Annotated in this window: 16 protein-coding genes; 8 read left to right on the top strand and 8 right to left on the bottom strand. The window is 50.1% G+C overall.

Translation table 11 applies throughout. The annotated features are described in order from the left end of the window. The 8 genes from OXH16_00645 to OXH16_00610 form a co-directional block, all read left to right on the top strand. Nucleotides 1-206, top strand: a 206-nt coding sequence (locus OXH16_00645; protein MCY3679872.1) for a hypothetical protein, incomplete at its 5' end; no start/stop codon positions are given. Nucleotides 207-227: 21 nt separating this feature from the next. Beyond that, nucleotides 228-1,619: an argininosuccinate lyase gene (argH, locus tag OXH16_00640; GenBank protein ID MCY3679871.1), complete on the top strand. Its 1,392-nt coding sequence runs from the start codon at nt 228-230 to the stop codon at nt 1,617-1,619. After that, nucleotides 1,616-2,236: a hypothetical protein gene (locus tag OXH16_00635; protein ID MCY3679870.1), complete on the top strand. Its 621-nt coding sequence runs from the start codon at nt 1,616-1,618 to the stop codon at nt 2,234-2,236. Before argH ends, OXH16_00635 begins: the two co-directional genes overlap by 4 nt. 10 nt (nt 2,237-2,246) lie before the next feature. Further along, entirely contained in the window at nt 2,247-3,209 is a 963-nt protein-coding gene (locus tag OXH16_00630; protein ID MCY3679869.1) for a hypothetical protein, read from the top strand. A 4-nt stretch (nt 3,210-3,213) separates the two neighbouring features. Further along, nucleotides 3,214-3,729 carry a gamma carbonic anhydrase family protein gene (locus OXH16_00625; GenBank protein ID MCY3679868.1) on the top strand — a complete coding sequence of 172 codons (516 nt, stop codon included), beginning with the start codon at nt 3,214-3,216 and terminating at the stop codon, nt 3,727-3,729. 8 nt (nt 3,730-3,737) lie between these two features. Continuing rightward, a complete protein-coding gene (locus OXH16_00620; protein MCY3679867.1) occupies nt 3,738-4,304 on the top strand; it encodes a hypothetical protein in 567 nt (188 codons plus the stop codon). Between the two features lie 35 nt (nt 4,305-4,339). Continuing rightward, a complete protein-coding gene (locus OXH16_00615) occupies nt 4,340-5,482 on the top strand; it encodes a hypothetical protein (protein ID MCY3679866.1) in 1,143 nt (380 codons plus the stop codon). A gap of 18 nt (nt 5,483-5,500) precedes the next feature. Next, entirely contained in the window at nt 5,501-5,743 is a 243-nt protein-coding gene (locus OXH16_00610) for a hypothetical protein (GenBank protein ID MCY3679865.1), read from the top strand. 69 nt (nt 5,744-5,812) lie between these two features. Here the strand turns inward: OXH16_00610 and ileS are convergent, their stop codons facing one another. From ileS to OXH16_00570, 8 genes are all read right to left on the bottom strand, one after another. Then, the gene (gene ileS / locus OXH16_00605; protein ID MCY3679864.1) at nt 5,813-8,926 is read right to left on the bottom strand and encodes an isoleucine--tRNA ligase; all 3,114 of its coding nucleotides are present in this window, start codon (nt 8,924-8,926) and stop codon (nt 5,813-5,815) included. 364 nt (nt 8,927-9,290) lie between these two features. Beyond that, nucleotides 9,291-10,553, bottom strand: a complete 1,263-nt coding sequence (locus OXH16_00600) for an Npt1/Npt2 family nucleotide transporter (GenBank protein MCY3679863.1) — start codon at nt 10,551-10,553, stop codon at nt 9,291-9,293. A gap of 23 nt (nt 10,554-10,576) precedes the next feature. Next, nucleotides 10,577-12,772 (bottom strand): 5'-nucleotidase C-terminal domain-containing protein, encoded by a 2,196-nt coding sequence (locus tag OXH16_00595; GenBank protein ID MCY3679862.1) that lies wholly within the window; start codon nt 12,770-12,772, stop codon nt 10,577-10,579. Between the two features lie 9 nt (nt 12,773-12,781). Then, complete coding sequence (locus OXH16_00590; GenBank protein MCY3679861.1) at nt 12,782-13,672, bottom strand: mechanosensitive ion channel; 891 nt, start codon at nt 13,670-13,672, stop codon at nt 12,782-12,784. Next, on the bottom strand, nt 13,669-15,648 hold the full coding sequence (locus tag OXH16_00585; protein MCY3679860.1) for an ion channel DMI1: 1,980 nt from the start codon (nt 15,646-15,648) through the stop codon (nt 13,669-13,671). Before OXH16_00585 ends, OXH16_00590 begins: the two co-directional genes overlap by 4 nt. Nucleotides 15,649-15,794: 146 nt before the next feature. Beyond that, a complete protein-coding gene (locus OXH16_00580) occupies nt 15,795-15,983 on the bottom strand; it encodes a hypothetical protein (GenBank protein ID MCY3679859.1) in 189 nt (62 codons plus the stop codon). Between the two features lie 2 nt (nt 15,984-15,985). Next, nucleotides 15,986-16,654 (bottom strand): PspA/IM30 family protein, encoded by a 669-nt coding sequence (locus tag OXH16_00575; protein ID MCY3679858.1) that lies wholly within the window; start codon nt 16,652-16,654, stop codon nt 15,986-15,988. 81 nt (nt 16,655-16,735) lie between these two features. Beyond that, on the bottom strand, nt 16,736-16,921 hold a 186-nt coding region (locus OXH16_00570; protein MCY3679857.1), incomplete at its 5' end, for a hypothetical protein.

The raw sequence follows: 16,921 nt of genomic DNA, 5'->3' as shown, positions 1-16,921 counted from the left end.
CCGTTTACAAATACCACTTTAAGTTGGGCAATCGCATTGTCCACACGGGCATCACGAGAGATATTGACCGCCGCGAGGCCGAGCATCAGCGAAAACCTGGTTGGGGTAGGGGCCACATTGTACAGGTCGGTTTTCGCACCACGCAAGAAGCCGCACTACATTGGGAAGCGGAACAACGGCGACTTGGCAAGCCAACAGGGCCATAATGACCAGGGGAGATATACGCCATGGCTGAAAAGCTCTGGGGTGGGCGATTTGCGGGATCGACTGAAAAACTAATGGAAAAATTCAATGCATCCATTGGTTTTGATCGGCGTCTGTACAAAATGGATATTGAAGGCAGCCGAGCGCACGCACGCGCATTGGGCCGAATGGGTGTATTGACAAAACAGGAACTGGAACAGGTCCTCAAAGGTCTAAATCGTGTGGAGCGTGAACTCGACGCAGGCACCTTGCCATTGACGGATGATCTGGAAGACATACACACCGCAGTGGAAAAGCGCTTGACGGAACTGGTCGGCGATGCCGGCGCAAAAATTCACACGGGACGCAGCCGCAACGATCAAATCGCCCTGGACGAACGCCTGTTCTTGCGCGAAACAATCGCCAACACCCTCGTGCAGATCGAGCAGTTAATGGGCGTGGTATTGGACGTTGCCGAAGAACACCTCGATATCCTGATGCCGGGATACACGCACGTCCAACAGGCACAACCGATCCGGTTCTCGCATTATGCCATGGCCCTGTTCTGGATGTTGGCACGCGACCGCTCGCGCTTTGGAGACTGCTGGAAACGCGCCAATGCCATGCCCCTCGGATCGGGCGCACTGGCGGGAAGTGCGTATCCGGTTGACCGAGAATTTTTGCGCGAGGAACTGGGATTTGATCGCATCACTGAAAACAGCATTGATGCAGTCAGTGACCGCGATTACTTCCTGGAGTATTTATCGGCATCATCCATATTGATGGCACACTTGAGCCGATTCTGCGAAGATCTGATCATCTGGTCGTCTTCTGAATTTGGATTTGTCGAACTGGACGACGCCTTCAGCACCGGATCGAGCATGATGCCGCAAAAGAAGAACCCCGATTCACTGGAACTGATACGCGGCAAAACCGGGCGCGTGTACGGCAACCTGATGTCTCTGCTCACCGCGATGAAAGGCGTGTCGCTGGCTTATGCCAAAGACATGCAAGAAGACAAAGAACCCGTCTTTGACACCGCAGAAACCGTGCACATGTCTCTATCGGTCTTTGCGGGTGTATGGCAAACCATAAAAATCAAAGGCGAGCGGATGGCCGATGCAATAGATGGCACCATCTTAGCCACCGACCTGGCCGATTATCTCGTGCGAAAAGGCGTACCTTTTCGCAGGTGTCACCGCATCGTTGGCGAACTGGTAAAAACCGCTCTGGCGCGCGGACAAAAATTGGAGGAATTGGACCTGCCGACATTGCGCGCCGCATCTGAAGTATTCGACACCGATGTGCAAGCCGTATTGTCCGCAGAAGCCAGTACAGCACAGCGCAATCTCGATGGCGGAACAGGACGCGATTCTGTTTTGAGACAGATCGAAGCAGGGCGGCGTTTGCTGACCGATGGAGAGGCGTCTGGATGAAGCGTTTTCACGAGCGGGATGTGCGGCGTTTTTACGACTTGCTTCAACACAAATCAGATTTGGGTCTCACGCAACTCAATGTACTGGATGGCGAAAATCTGATCGGCGTGGGACTATTTGACAACGAAGACGATTTTGTCGCCGAGTGTTCGCGCTACAATACACTGGGCCTTCTCAAAGCTGGCGTGAACCCCCGGTCATCACACCTTTTAGATGACTACAGCGGTCTGCTAAATCGCATTCGCACGCTATTTAGCGACGTGGTATCCAAAGAGGATATTGCGTGTGTAACAGGTGTTGTCATAACGGAACCCGGCCAAATAACCGAAGCCGCACAGGCATATCAAAACGATGTATCCGTGTTGGGAGATGGCGCGCTACTTTTTCCTATGGACAGAGAAATTCCCATCGAAAATGGGCGACCAAATCGCACGGCCAGACAAATTGCAGAATGGTTTTTGGGAGAGGCGACATTGTCCAGAATCGACCTGACCAGCATGGTTTCCGTGCCCGGGACATCAGACCCTGAAGGCACCTGGTTTCATCCCCGCGTGCAATTTCGCAAGTACCGCCCGTATATTTTAGATGGCATTTCCGAGGCAGTCTGTGGTGAATGAGGAGAATTTCATGATTAAAAAATCGGTTTCATTGATTACTGCGATAAGCTTTGTTCTCTTTTCGGTTTGTCCTGTTCGTGCAGCCGAAAGCGAAAAGGAAACGCAATACGACCGCGGAATTCACGAATTGGGAGATGAGGGCTGGGAGATTGCCGACGTACGGCGCGTATCGGGCACGCGCATCGTGTTAAGTCCCCGGGTGGGTTCTCAAATCGATTTGGAAGAAAGCAACCGCTACGCTTTATTTCAGGGCGCAACCATTTATACTCAAAAAATAGACCTTCCGATCTTGCATATGGGCGTAGCGGGATTTCAATTTGCCGAGTTTATAAAGCGAGACAACGGCAAACTCGCCATTAAAATTCAATATCGCTCAGGTCCTCGCATAGAAACGCAACTGATGAATGTGCAAAGTGAAAATGATCTGCGCCGCTTGAGAGAATACATCGAACATTTCGATGAAATTGTAAAAGGCGAATACACACTGACAGACTCCTCCAAAATAGACGAAACCTATCCACAATATACCGAAGATGACATTTCTTTTGAAGAACGCAGGGTGCGTTTTCGGGTACAAACACGCTTTCCCGGAATGGTCACCCTGAAGAATGGACAACAGATCAAAGGCGAATTTTTACCCGCCTATGAAGATAATAACATTTTGATCGAGACGGATTTGCGCGTTCAAAAAGTCACTGTAGATGAAATTCACAAAGTACACTTCTTTGGGGAACGCGGCTCAGTTGCGATGGAACGGGCAATTATACAGGGAATTGGAGGAGCCGCAATGGGGGCATTGACCGGGGCACTTGCCGCCTGGCAGGCCAATGCCGATGTCAAAGAGACGACAATCTGGGCCGCTGCAATTTTTGGCATCTTTGGTTTTGTAAGCGGACTGGTGACAGGTGCCAGAGCCACGCAAAGCGGCAAAACCTTCACACTGGGTCCTGTTGATGGCGGTAAGCGGAGATAGCGCAATGACAATTTTGCCCTATAAGGACAAAACCCCTCAAATCGACCCGTCGGCTTATATTGCGCCCGGTGCTGTTGTAATTGGCGATGTGGTAATCAGTGCTCGCACAAGCATCTGGTTCAATGCCGTAATTCGGGGCGATGTTGAACCCATTGTAATCGGTGAAGGCTCAAATATCCAGGACGGCACTGTCGTGCATACCGACCCGGGTTATCCCTGTAATGTCGGCAAAAATGTAACCGTGGGACACAATGCGATCTTGCACGGTTGTCGAATAGAACAGGGCGTAACCATCGGAATGGGAGCAACTGTATTGACCGGCTCAACAGTGGGTAAATCCGCGCTGGTGGCTGCCCACGCGCTGGTATTAGAGGGAGCAGAGGTCGAGCCACGCACACTTGTTGCCGGGGTGCCCGCCAAACCGCGTCGCACATTATCAGATGACGAAATCGCGCGCTTTTTGAACAATACCAGAAGATATCAGAAACGGCGTCTGCTTTATATGGGACAAAACAAATGAGGCGTTTTATGAAACGATGGCTTTTGTGTTTTGCGCTGCTGGCATTGTACACGGGATGTGGTTCATCCAATCCCGTGACACCCGAACCCGAACCATCTGCTGGAAAGACCTATGACCACGTCACCTCGGATGAGGCCGATGCCTATATCGCCGACATCCACCGGGCGTTTACATCTATTGACGTCTTTTTTTGGGAATACAGCGGCGTAACCACCGAGATCACGAACAGCTTGATCCCACTCTACTGGTCGCGGCAATTTGTAAACACCATGATCGCGAGGATTCACGCCATTCAATCCACCTTGTACGACATACGTCCCGCAAATCCGTATCTGCTCAGATTGCACACCGAGGAATTTGAAGCCGCTTTCGCAGATTATCTCGATGGGGCCACTTTCCTTTCGCAAAATCTCGATTTTATGACCCCTGAAGTTTTAGATGGCCTGAACAGGCGCATGGGAGCGGGCAATGTACACATCATCCGCCTGCAGATCTTTCTGCGCAACCTGACCAGCCTACCACTAAATTTCGGCGGCAATCCCCCCGGAGATGGGCAGACTTTTGGCGGAGAATAAACGAACACACAACAAAAAGACAATAAAGGCATAACATGAGCAATACCACGTATTTTAGATTTTTAGCACTATTAATCCTGCTGTGCTCTGTGGGGCAGGCGGATGCCCTCTCGCAGTTTGCATTATTGACTGCCAATCGGTGTGTAAACTGTCACATCACCGCGCAGGGTGGGGCGCAGCGAGACGAATTGGGACAGTACTCAATGGACGGCGTGGGATTGCTCGCACCCAATTACGCCTTACCGGGCAAAACCGCTTATGCCGATGGCCTGATCCTGATGGGCGCAGATCTCCGCGGACAAATGGCGCGATCACATACATCGCCAGAAGCCGAGCGCAAAGTATTCCCCATGCAAGTCGCGCTATACAGTGTTGTCCGTCCCTCAAATGCCCTGAAAATCGAAGGCTCTTATAATTTTGGTCCCGAAAAATACGCGGGACAGCGCGCGTGGACAGCATCGGCAATATATCAACCCAATTACAACTGGCCCGCATTGCGCGTCGGACATTTTCAGCCCACCATCGGCATGCGGTATGACGATCACACAATGCTCGTGCGCCAAACGCCCGACGTTGCCGGAGCCACATCGCTAATCGCGCCCAATTACGCAGAATACGGTGCAGAAGTACACTATTACAAAAAATTGTGGCTATCCCTAACCGCAGGCATTTATTCTGCTCGCGCACTCTCTGAAAACACCGTACAAGACGCCTCCTTGATCGAAAACCGCGACAAACCCTCATTCCTGGGGCGTATAGTACTATGGCCCAGATTGGTCGAACAAAGAATAAACTTTTATCTGGGAGGATCGTGGCTCAAAAACGGCGACTTTTTGATGACAAATCTCTTTGCGGGCGTCGGATCGCAGGACAAGATCGCCCTCATGGCCGAATATGTCCTATCCGATAAGGAAGGTGTGCAAGAAGCAAAAACCGCTTCACTTGATATCACGCTTCAAGCAATACCCGGACTGCTTTTGTTCGCGCGGGGGGAAACCGGCGAAATAACGCATATCCGCCCCTCAGCGCGCGCTGTCGATCTGATAACACGACAGGCCGTATTGGGCCTGCAAATATTTTTAACACCGCAAATTGAATTGCGCCCCGAGTATCGCATCCTCGACACAGAAACCTTTCGCTCATCGCGCTACGCATTACAATTGCATGTGTTTTATTAACACCTGTGTGGAGAACCCATGTGGAAAACCATCAGCATAATCGCATTTATACTCGCAATAGGTATAGGTGCAAAGTGGATCATAGACGGAACGCAGATCTTTACGAAGAACAAGCAGCAAGTGGTCGTAGTAGATGAAATGTTTGGCACTGAAAGCGTCGAGTGGAAAGAGGGATTCTGGTTGGGATTGGACATAGCGGGACCAACAGCGGGCGTGTTGATCGCAGTGGGTATTTTGGGTTTGTACAAAAGCAGAAAATGAAGCACTTCAAATCTTTAGTCGAGCGTCAGGAATCGGGATAACCGCCATCCCTCTCCTGACGCTCTTTTTTTATGCCACAACTTTAATATCAAACATCACCGTATGACCCTCTATATCAACTGCATCACCATCCACCGCATCTGTGCGAACCAACGTCGTACAAAGCGTCTCACCCATGATATAATCTCGAAACTGATCAAAAGCGGGTGCCAGAGAATTGCCATTATCCATATATGTCACCGCAATCCGATCTGAAACATCCAGCCCCTTCTCCTTTCGGATATTTTGAATCACATGGACGATCTCGCGCGCCAGACCTTCGCGTACTAAATTTTCATCTCTGTACAAATCCAGCGCCACTGTAATATCGCCTTCATTTGCCACAGGCATATCTTCTTTCTCTTCGCGCTGGATCAAAATATCATCCACCGTGAGTTCTAAGGACTCCGCACCATCCAGATCCAATGACAGAGTGTGACCATCGCGTAGAGATTGGATTTCTTCAAAGCCGAGACCCGCAATTCTTCCCGCAGCCACCTTCATATTTTTACCCAGACGCGGACCCAACGCTCGGAAATTGGCTTTTGCAGAAAGCGTCACCACGGCCTCTTCATCGTCGCGAATATCCACCTCTTTTACATTTAACTCATCCGCAACAATATCCTGTAATGCTCTGAGATCTTCGCGCACATCCTCCTGCATAGACACCAGAATCGCCGTACGCAACGGGTGTCGGGTCCTCGCATTGGCCTGACTGCGCAAGAACCTGCCCAACCCAACCGCTGTTCGCGTACGCGCCATCTGCTGTTCCAATCTCTCATCCAGATCGGCCTCAATCACATCGGGATAATCGCACAAATGCACGGACTCCGGCATATCGCTCGCACGCAAATTTCGGTAGATCGTCTCCGTGATAAACGGCGCGAAAGGCGCCAGTGCTTTAACCAGCGTCAAAAGCACATGATAGAGCGTCGCATAAGCAGACAATTTATCGCTATCATTATCGCTCTTCCAGAAACGCCGTCGGCTGCGCCGGATATACCAATTGGTCATATCGTCGATAAATGTTGCAAATCGCGTGGCCGCTGTCTGCAAATGACAGCGGTCCAGACCCTGGCGAATATCGCGCACCAGATGATTTAAACGCGCGCGAATCCAGCGGTCAAGCGGATGATCTGACCGATCCGACGTGGGCTGCCAGTTATCAACCCTCGCATAAGTCACCAGAAAACTATACGCATTCCACAAAGGCAGCAGCACACTGCGCATCGTCTTTTGAACCCCCTGTTCCGAAAACGCGAGATCTTCCCCGCGCACCACAGGAGAAGACAACATATTGAGACGCAGCGCATCCGCACCATACGTATTCATAATATGCATCGGATCGGGATAATTCTTCAAACGCTTGGACATTTTGCGCCCATCTTCGGCGAGAATCATACCATTGACCACGACATTCTCGAACGGCGGACGGTCAAAAAGGGCAGCACCGAGCACCACGAGCGTATAAAACCAACCGCGCGTCTGATCCAATCCCTCAGCGATAAAATCCGCGGGAAAATGCGCATCCAACCAATCCTTATTTTCAAACGGATAATGGCGTTGTGCATAAGGCATCGAACCGCTCTCAAACCAGCAATCGAGCACTTCGGGCACGCGGGTCAATGGCCCCGTTTCACCCTCAATAATAACCGGATCCATAAAATGCTTATGGATATCGTCAAACTTGCCACCCGTGCGTTCCTCCAGTTCGCCGATAGAGCCAACACACACAGTCTCACCCGTCTCTTCATTGCGCCACAGGGGAAGCGGGCAACCCCAATAGCGATTGCGGGAAATCGCCCAATCCCGCGCATTTTCCAGCCAATTGCCAAAACGTCCCGCTTTGATATGTTCGGGCACCCAGTGGATCTGCGCATTCGCACGGAGCATCTTCTCTTTAATCTTCTCAATATTGACAAACCACGTCGAAATCGCCCTGTAAATAAGGGGCGACTCACACCGCCAGCAATGGGGGTAACTATGGTGATGTGTAGAGCGGTGTACGAGCTTCCCCTCTTCTTTTAAGCGATTCACAATATCGCCATCACAGTCCTTGACAAAACGCCCTTCATAATCACCCACCTCAGATGTAAAACGGCATTCGGCATCAATCGGACAAACAGACGGAACGCCGTGAACGCGACCGGCTTCGGCATCGTCTTCGCCAAATCCGGGTGCCGTGTGGACAATACCCGTCCCTTCTTCAGTCGTCACAAACTCAGCTGTGATAATGCGGAACGCCCCCTCCGCGCGCAAATCTTCAAAATAGGGAAAAAGCGGTTCGTATTGCAGACCCAGAAGGTCCTTCCCCTTTACCGTCCTGACAATCTCGGGTCTGCCCGAAGGATAATAGGTATCCACGCGCGCTTCAGCGAGAACGTACGTCACATCCTCATCTTTGACATACACGTAATCTATATCTTCGTGCACAGTCATTGCCAGATTTGACGGCAGTGTCCAGGGCGTTGTCGTCCACGCCAGCAGATATGTATCCGGTTCATCTTTGAGCTTGAACGCAACGGTAATAGCCGGATCCTGCACGGACTCATAACCCTGATTGGCTTCAAAATTGGACAAAGGTGTTGCATCCCGGGGACAATAAGGCAAAATTTTGTGCCCCTCATAGATCAAGCCCTTATCCCAAAGCTGTTTGAACACCCACCAGATAGACTCCATGTAATCGCGGTCCATCGTGCGGTACCCATTTTCAAAATCAACCCAGCGCCCGATTCGCTTGACAAATTGTCGCCACTCGGCAGTATATCGCAAAACAATACCCCGACAGGCCTCATTGTATTCCGCAATCCCGTACTCTTCAATCTCGCTTTTGCTATTCAGGCCCAACTCCTGGCTGAGCTCGTATTCTACGGGCAAGCCGTGGCAGTCCCATCCAAAGACGCGATCTACGTATTTGCCATTCATAGTTTGATAGCGCGGAATCACATCTTTAATCGTCCCTGCCAGCAAATGTCCGTAATGCGGCAGACCCGTCGCAAAAGGCGGCCCATCGTAAAAAACGTATTCATCGTTATTTCTTCTGATCTCGAGCGATTTTTCAAATGCTCTGATCTCATCCCAAAAAGCGAGCACCTTTTCTTCCTCTTTGGGAAAATTCACATTTGTATCCACTTTCTCAAACATTAAAAACTCCTGTCAGAATCAGGATGGGCAGGATGGAAGGATGAACAGGATACCCCCAACCCCACCACCCATCAGGTTAAATGCCGCCCCAAACTATTGCACAAAAAAACCGCCACGGCAAACGCCCCTGGCGGTGTGTCATACAAAAAGTATATCGCTTAAGACAAACAACACCCCACAAGCGTCTCCGCGGCATATATACGTATAACCCCAATGGCACTGCCCGGTGTCAGACAACCTGTCACCTGGGCAGGACCCTTTCTCAGTTGCGGGGATTTTTGACGGATTGTGTTCATATTCTCATCCTTTTTCCTATCAGCGCAGTTAAAAATAGAGGTTTTGACATTTTGTGTCAAGCATTCATCTACAAATCGGCAACTTCCTCTGAAACCCGTAGTCGCCTGCCCCTATCATCCTCCGATCTTGTAATTGCCCACGCGACCCAACTCCATACACCCAACGCGCCCAAAGCGACAAGCGGATACACTGATCCCGGCAACCGCCCAATATTGAAAACCCTGTAAGAAATAGTCCCCGCCAGTGCAATCAACCCCGAAGTCATCCCCTTTGACGCGCGATAACCAAACGCATCAATCACTTCTTTTGCCCGGTACCTCGCATCGAACGAAAGCGGAATATAGAGCAACTCTTTCGCCGCCCGAAACACCGAATAATCCAGCGTCTTAAACACCAGATAAGCCAATGCACCAGTAGTCAGAGTCGGATATGCCAACAACACCCCACACGTTATCAGATGAACCACCGGAATACCGAGATGTGCGGTTCGCAACGACACAAAATGCAGCAACAGGGGTGCAACGCCAAACTGAAACACAAATGCACATGCATTCAACAACGCATAAAAATGCCCAAAATACGCGGTGCGTTCATCCTGCACTGGAAGAGCCGTCTCCACCAGCCCACTGAACCGCAAATCCAGCACCGCCGACACCATCTGCGTCACAAAAATCAATCCCGCGAGATAGCGCAAAGTCGGAATATCCCGAAACAAACCCAATGCCAGCTTGCCCCGCTTTTCCGGCTCCTGAACTGGCACACCCCCCACACCATAAGCCCACCACGCCAGAACGGCTGCTGGCAGCAGCGATAACCCTGCAAAAATCAACAGATGTTCACTGCCTATCACCTTTGCCGTTTGTCCTACAATCAACCCCCCACAAATCGCACCCACCGACGCAATACCACAGATCGGACCATTGTACTTTCGCCCCTGATCATCGCGCAAGACGCTATTGATAAACGACCAGTACTGTTCAATAATCAACACAATATACGCTTCGCGCAGCACATATAACACCCCGACCGCCGGATGAAAACCAAATAAAATCCCCCCGTAACACGCCAGAATACCCCCACCCGAAAGCACCGACGTCAAAAACAAAGTCTGCCGAGACCCAAACCGCGACAACAACACCCCATATCCCCAAACCATGCCAAACGTACCCAGAGGCGCCAGCGTCATGACAAAAGGCAAATTGTGCGCCCCATACGCCCCAATAAACAACGACGTGGATACACTCCTCACAAACTCATAGCCACACAACAAAAAACTCGCTGCAAATCCAACCATCAATGCACCGGCTACAGGTCGCCTATCTCCTGACATTATTTTTCTCCGCAAACTTTATCTCAATACCACTTCCACCCTAAATCATAAACCAGACCGAGCGTTAAATCCCACCGATTGGCAATGCCATCAACAGGCGTATTGCGAATTTCATTGACGCGATACAAAAAATTGTTCTGCTGTACAGACAAACTCAACGCGCCAATCAATGGAAAAGTGAGCGAATTATAATTCTCCAAAGACACCACATGCCGATCTGTAAACCCCGTAAAACTGCGCAATCGCGAGCGAAAATTTCCGCTACCCAATGATCGCCGATAGTTCAACCCCACTACCAACCCCATATCAGTTGCGTCAACCGCCAGATCGCGCTGTGCGCGGGCACCTAACCTAACGGTAAAGGTCCGACCAAAACGCCGCTGCACCCCCATGCTACCGCGCAAAAGTTTGGGACGTTGTCCATCTATCCGGTTCAACGCGGTGCTGTATCCCGCCAAAACAAAAGGATCAACCACAGATTGCGTGCGATAGCGATATATCAAATCTGTCTCAAGTTGGTCTTTTGATCGCGTTAAATCATCAAACGTCGTTCCATCTTGCCCAATCGCCAGACTCTGTTCAAGCGTAAGCACTTGTTTGCCTATATCTCTTACAACCATCAAATTCATCGTCGTATGCCATGCCAGGCTGGTCTTACCGCTGAGAAATGACACGCGCTCTTTCTGTTCGCGATATGCAAGTGTTGTACCATCGATATAGTTGCGATTAAACGCGCCCTTGACAGTCCAATTCATGTGCCAAATCCCATTTGATCTCAGAGTGACAAACTCGCGAGGAACCAGCACAGTCTGCGTATCTCGCAGTGCATAAACGACCATTTGGCGGAGCGGCATACCCGTAAACACAACATCTGTTCCCTTGCGAAATTCGCCATACCCATCGCCGCCATTCGCCAAAAACTCGACAACCGCAACGCGATACAATTCGTTCTTTTGAATGGGACGCCCATTAATTGTATTTTTTTCCAAACCGGAAAAAATCAAACGCATTTCTTCTCGTGGCGCATTCTGGCTACGTCGGGCAATACTCAAAAGTTGCGCCCCCGTCAGTCTCATCTTCACCAGACGGTCATCAAAAGGAATCAAATGATCAATATGACCTACTTTGAGCACGCGATTTGAAGGCACAAGTCCCAATCCCCCCCGATTGATAATGCCCACCTCGCCATCCAAATATCGCCGCATCACCCCTGCGACAACACGCCCTTGATCCCGATATGTCTTCCCCACAATCCGCCCTATCCTCTGATTCGCGACCTGTTCGTATCTTTGCCTGAGATCGTTGACCAATTGCTCTGTCTCACGATCACGCGCCACAGAGCGATCTACTGGTATCTGCTCCGCCACAACATCCACCACCTTCATATTGCCTCCCGAATCTCGCGAAAGATGGAGCACAACGCGACCAACAGACATCCCATTACTCGGCGTGACAACCAGCGTCAGACCATTCACCAGACGGATCAGACCCGGCACCTGTAAACCGCGATCCAGATCGCTAAATCCACCAGCGACAACCAGATCTACCCCCTCAACTCCGCGGGCAAGATTCAAAGCACTCGTTTCATCCATATGCGCCAATACAATAACGCACTGCACCTTTTTTTCGCGCAACACCACCGCCAATGAATCCACAACTTTGACGGGATTGCCAACTCTCAGACCCGACAGATGGCCTGGATCAATTTTTTGTGCGACCTCTGGACCCAAAACGCCAATAATCCCCACCTGAACATCGCCAGCCTTCACCATAGTATAACCCGGCACAGGAGGCTTCCCACCATCTCTTCGCACGAGATTCGCCGCCAGCATCGGAAAATCGATTTCTTTTTGTCGCGCTTCCAAAACATCCCATCCCAAAGACAAATCGTGATTCCCCACCGCCATAGCCGCATAATTCGCGCGATTCATCGCCGCGCACATCGTTGCGCCCGCATCAAACCGCGACATCGCATTGGGTCCCAGAGCATCCCCCGCATCCAGAACAATCGCCGGTTCAGAAGCCTGCAATTTGCGAATCAACCCCACGCGCGCAGCCATGCCACCGCGATCTCCTCGCCGCGTCAGTTGCCCGGACACATCATTGCTGTGAATCACAGCAAGCCGTATATCTTCTGCACCCAAAGAAGAAGCAAAGAAAAAACAAGCGAGGATACAATAAATACCCCGCTGCTGCACAAAGCTCATTGGTTTTTGCAAATTCGTTTCCTATTCTTTTTTTTCATTACCATCCGATTGTGTAGCCACACTCATTGGCACGGCACTTCGCACGTGCAAATCCCGCTGAGGGAATGGAATCGCGATATCCCGCTCTCGAAATACCTGGACAATTGCAAAATTCAAATCACTAATCACAAAATACTGACGAGTCGGATCCACAATCCACACCAGCAAATCAAAATTCAGCGAACTATCGCCAAATGTCAGAAACTGTATCTGCGGTTCGGGATCGGACAAAACCTCTGGATGCGCCCGCCCCACCTCCAACAACGTCTCCGCGACCAGTTCCACATCGGAACCGTAGGACACCCCCACAGACACGTGAATACGCACTTTTGACTCTTGAAAGCTCCAGTTTGTGACATTGTCAGATAAAAAATGTGAATTGGGCACAATAATCGTCACCCTGTCCAGGGTTTCGACCTTTGTGCTATATGCATTAACTGCCTGTACAGTGCCTTGTACGCCGCCCACCTCGACAAAATCTCCCTCCTGCACGGGGCGCTCAAACAACATAATGAGTCCGCTGATAAAATTGTGGGTAATATTTTGCAACCCCAGACCAATCCCCACCAACAAAACAGCACTGACCGCAGCCAATGCCGTCAAATCAATTCCGGTATGTTGTATGGCGATAAATGCGCCGATGCACATGATGATAATGTGCAATAGACGACAGATAGCAGACTGCGAACCTTTATTCAGATGTACCTGTTCAAACACATTGCGTCGCAACATGCGCTGCAACAACCGCGAGATCCCATATGCAACGAGGACAATCAGCACAGACGTCAGCAAAATAGCAGGCGTTACTTCCACCTCGCCAAAAGATACGAGTTGTTTCTCAAATACCGCGCGTAACTCGTCCCAGGTCTTCATGCCTGATCCTCCCGAATCAATACAATAAGATCATCCGATTCACTTAGAATATATAGCTCATCATGTGTCGGATTGAGTACAACCCCGCCGTTTTGGCGAATACCCAGCGCGATTTCACCCCGACATGCCGACATCTCTTTTAGCTCTCCAAAATTCACATTTTTACCTGCTATGCCGTAATCTGAAACCCGGCGAAAGAAAATCTCTGCACCACCAGCGGCAAACAACTCTTCATAAACAACATTGATCTCCCGACGCAACGCAACCTGTGCCAGCACATGGCTTGCGATCATGGGCGTAACCAGAACCTCGGTATCGCAATCTTCAAACAACACCACATTTTCGGAATCCATCAAATCGACCAGAATTTCTGGTTTATGCGTGCCCTCATCCAGCACATTCCTCAGCACCAGATGTCCCACAATCGTCCGCGCATCCGACTCTTCCTGTGTCTCTACCCAGTCACTGCCCAGAATCACCACATTGTCATACCCACCAGGCTCCATTTCTCTTAAATCTGATAGAGAAGTGGGATCGCCTTCGCGATGGGTAACAACCACGCGGCGCGGGTCAATACCTTTTTGCGCCACTTCAGCTTCTCTTTGTGCCGAGGGTATAAGAGACAAAACCGCGATCTCAAATTGTTCGCGCATTTGCCTGCCGAATTCTTTAAGCAAAACCGCAGCTTTGTGATTCCATCCCAAAATTAAGATGCGTCGTTTGTCTTTTTCCCTCACATGGGGCACCTCTTGAAATTTACGCGATACGCGTTTTATCTGATAATTTCTCAGAGGTTCACAATCCTCGTACTCCTGCGCCAAAAAGACCAGACGGTCTTCTGATTCCACAATCAGATCCTCGGGCGGATTGAGCAAGGGGCAAAATGTCTCACCTTGAGGACGCACCACGCCCAGCAAAATCGCTTTGGGATACGCACCTGAAAGAGCGCCAAAACGAAAACCTGTAAACTCCTCGCACATCCGCACATAGACCTCATTGCCAACCCCGTGCGACAAGATATCGTGGAACACCTGTGACAATCCCGGATGACGCACATTTTGCGCCATACATCGCGTAATAAAAAGATCACTCGCCAAAATCTCTAGAATGCCTCTATAGGCCCTTTTAGCCATAACCACTTTGTCGGAATCAAAAATTTCTGTCACCAGCAGGGGAAGAACTTCTATCCCATCTTCTTTTTCCCGCTGATTCGATATCGACAACAGTGTTTTTATGATACGCGTATCCGATTCATCCGCGCTGCCATAAGCAAAATCAGCACCGGGCAAAATAATGGCACCCGCATTTTGAAAATCCACGCGCTCCAAATGTTCTATCCGCAGGGGTATCCCCGACCGAAATGTAATCTTCTTAGGATTCCACAAAGAACCCAGTGCTCTCCGCAATTCCATTGTGCGCTCCAAACTCACGTCTTCGGAAAGAATCACCACATGTAACCCCCGCGCACCGAGTAGTTGCAAAAACCGGCGCACGCGACCTTCAGCGCGCATCAACTCGCTGACAATTTCAGACGTGCGATTGGTCCATCCCAAAATCAAAATGTGATTGCGACGCACAATAGGCGTAAGCCCGCGCTCAAAATCGCGAATCGTCTGATTGAGCCACTGCGTCATAATCGCGATCAACGACCCCATAAAAAGCACGTATCCAAGCACTGTCACCACCGTTGAAATCACGCGGCGGGCAAGCCCTTCGTCATCTCCCAAATAACCCGGATCGGTCAAACGCAAAAATGCCCACCAGATAGCTGATTCGCGATCATCAAAAGGCGCGTCCGTTTCTTGCACCAGCAACCCCCCACCAACGGCGACAATGCCAATTAAGGTCGCGATAAATAGCAATCGAGAATGTGCACCGCGCAACAGCGATTGTTCAACGCGAAATTTCAGGTAATTTTTTACTCGCGCAAACGGGTCAGTAGTTCGCGATCGTAGTTTGAAAAAAAAATTTTTCAATACAAGCCACCTTATCAATCATAAGCACTGGATGAGAAAAAATAATCTTCAATAAGTCTCTCTGTCAAGCATTTGTACACAAAAGCCCTGAGCGTCATCCAACGCCCAGGGCTTTAATTTATTAGCGGTTAGTCTCAGCCAACCATTCAATATGTAACCTGATGTCTATCTCTCGTAATCAACCGATACCCCAGATACACCAGTAAAATGGGGATTGCCACCTTCAACGCAAAAATCAAAATACTAAAAATCGTTCCAATGAGCACCATCAGCAAGCAAAATGCAACAAACCCACCGACGGCCAGCAGGGCGATGCCAAATAATTTTGCCAACATAATTATTTCTCCTGCTCAGATCCACTATTCTGGTCTGCGCTTTGTTTTATCTTCTCCTTCAACACCTGCATCTCGGCTTCGACGCGCTGCTTTCGCTCCAATTGATCAAACTCTTCTTCCAACTGCGCATCATCTACCATCTCCGCATAGACCTCAGCAGTCGCTTCCTCCCGCGCCACATCCCGAACAAACCGATCATAAGCTTCTACACGCGCATCTTGCCGCACCTCCTGCACCACCTGTCTGCGAATCGCCAGCGTACTCTGTCGCGCACGGGCAGACGCCAACTTCGCCTTCAGCTCTGCGAGCCGTTGCTTCAGCGTCGCCGTCACCTCTTCGGCTTCCTCGCGTGCTTTTTGCAGGGTATTGACCGCTTCATCAACCGCTACCTTCTGAACCAGTGCCTTGCGCGCCAGTTCTTCCTCACCGACAGCCATAGCATCTTCTGCCTTGCGTGCCCAAAAAGCCGAATCCTCCTGCTTCTGTACAATCCGACGCGCCAGCAACTTCTCATTTGCCATCGCCTGTGCCACAGCAACCACCGCATCGTCCAGCGCATCCTCCATATCTCGAACCATCTGCCGCACCATCTTCTTTGGATCCTCTATCTTATTCAGAACATCGTCAACCTCAGCGCGGACCACATTGCTTATTCTTGAAAAAGTACCCATGGTATGTCTCCTTTTAATTTTTGGTTATCGATCAAACGCACATCTACCTGTCTGCAATATCCGTGCCAAAACATTCTTTAGTTATATCTTATTGTTTTTTATACAAATAAAATTTTTAAGACATAAAAAAACCACCTGACATTGGTAAAAGAAACCAATCCAGATGGTTAAATACACCGCTGAACGCTTGTTTTCTCGCCTTTCACTTATAGAATAAAAAAAGGCTGCGATCATTTGACCGCAGCCTTTGGTGTATCTGGTGGGAGA

The organism is Gemmatimonadota bacterium, from assembly GCA_026705765.1.
Taxonomy (GTDB): Bacteria; Latescibacterota; UBA2968; order UBA2968; family UBA2968; genus VXRD01.
The sequence above is the reverse complement of the archived record's forward strand: the minus strand, read 5'-3'. Positions and strand labels throughout refer to the sequence as shown.

Coding starts and splice junctions, on each gene's coding strand:
- argH (MCY3679871.1), top strand. CDS start 228: ATGGCTGAAAAGCTCTGGGGTGGGCGATTTGCGGGATCGACTGAAAAA.
- OXH16_00600 (MCY3679863.1), bottom strand. CDS start 10,553: ATGTCAGGAGATAGGCGACCTGTAGCCGGTGCATTGATGGTTGGATTT.
- OXH16_00590 (MCY3679861.1), bottom strand. CDS start 13,672: ATGAAGACCTGGGACGAGTTACGCGCGGTATTTGAGAAACAACTCGTA.
- OXH16_00610 (MCY3679865.1), top strand. CDS start 5,501: ATGTGGAAAACCATCAGCATAATCGCATTTATACTCGCAATAGGTATA.
- ileS (MCY3679864.1), bottom strand. CDS start 8,926: ATGTTTGAGAAAGTGGATACAAATGTGAATTTTCCCAAAGAGGAAGAA.
- OXH16_00630 (MCY3679869.1), top strand. CDS start 2,247: ATGATTAAAAAATCGGTTTCATTGATTACTGCGATAAGCTTTGTTCTC.
- OXH16_00580 (MCY3679859.1), bottom strand. CDS start 15,983: ATGTTGGCAAAATTATTTGGCATCGCCCTGCTGGCCGTCGGTGGGTTT.
- OXH16_00625 (MCY3679868.1), top strand. CDS start 3,214: ATGACAATTTTGCCCTATAAGGACAAAACCCCTCAAATCGACCCGTCG.
- OXH16_00615 (MCY3679866.1), top strand. CDS start 4,340: ATGAGCAATACCACGTATTTTAGATTTTTAGCACTATTAATCCTGCTG.
- OXH16_00635 (MCY3679870.1), top strand. CDS start 1,616: ATGAAGCGTTTTCACGAGCGGGATGTGCGGCGTTTTTACGACTTGCTT.
- OXH16_00575 (MCY3679858.1), bottom strand. CDS start 16,654: ATGGGTACTTTTTCAAGAATAAGCAATGTGGTCCGCGCTGAGGTTGAC.
- OXH16_00620 (MCY3679867.1), top strand. CDS start 3,738: ATGAAACGATGGCTTTTGTGTTTTGCGCTGCTGGCATTGTACACGGGA.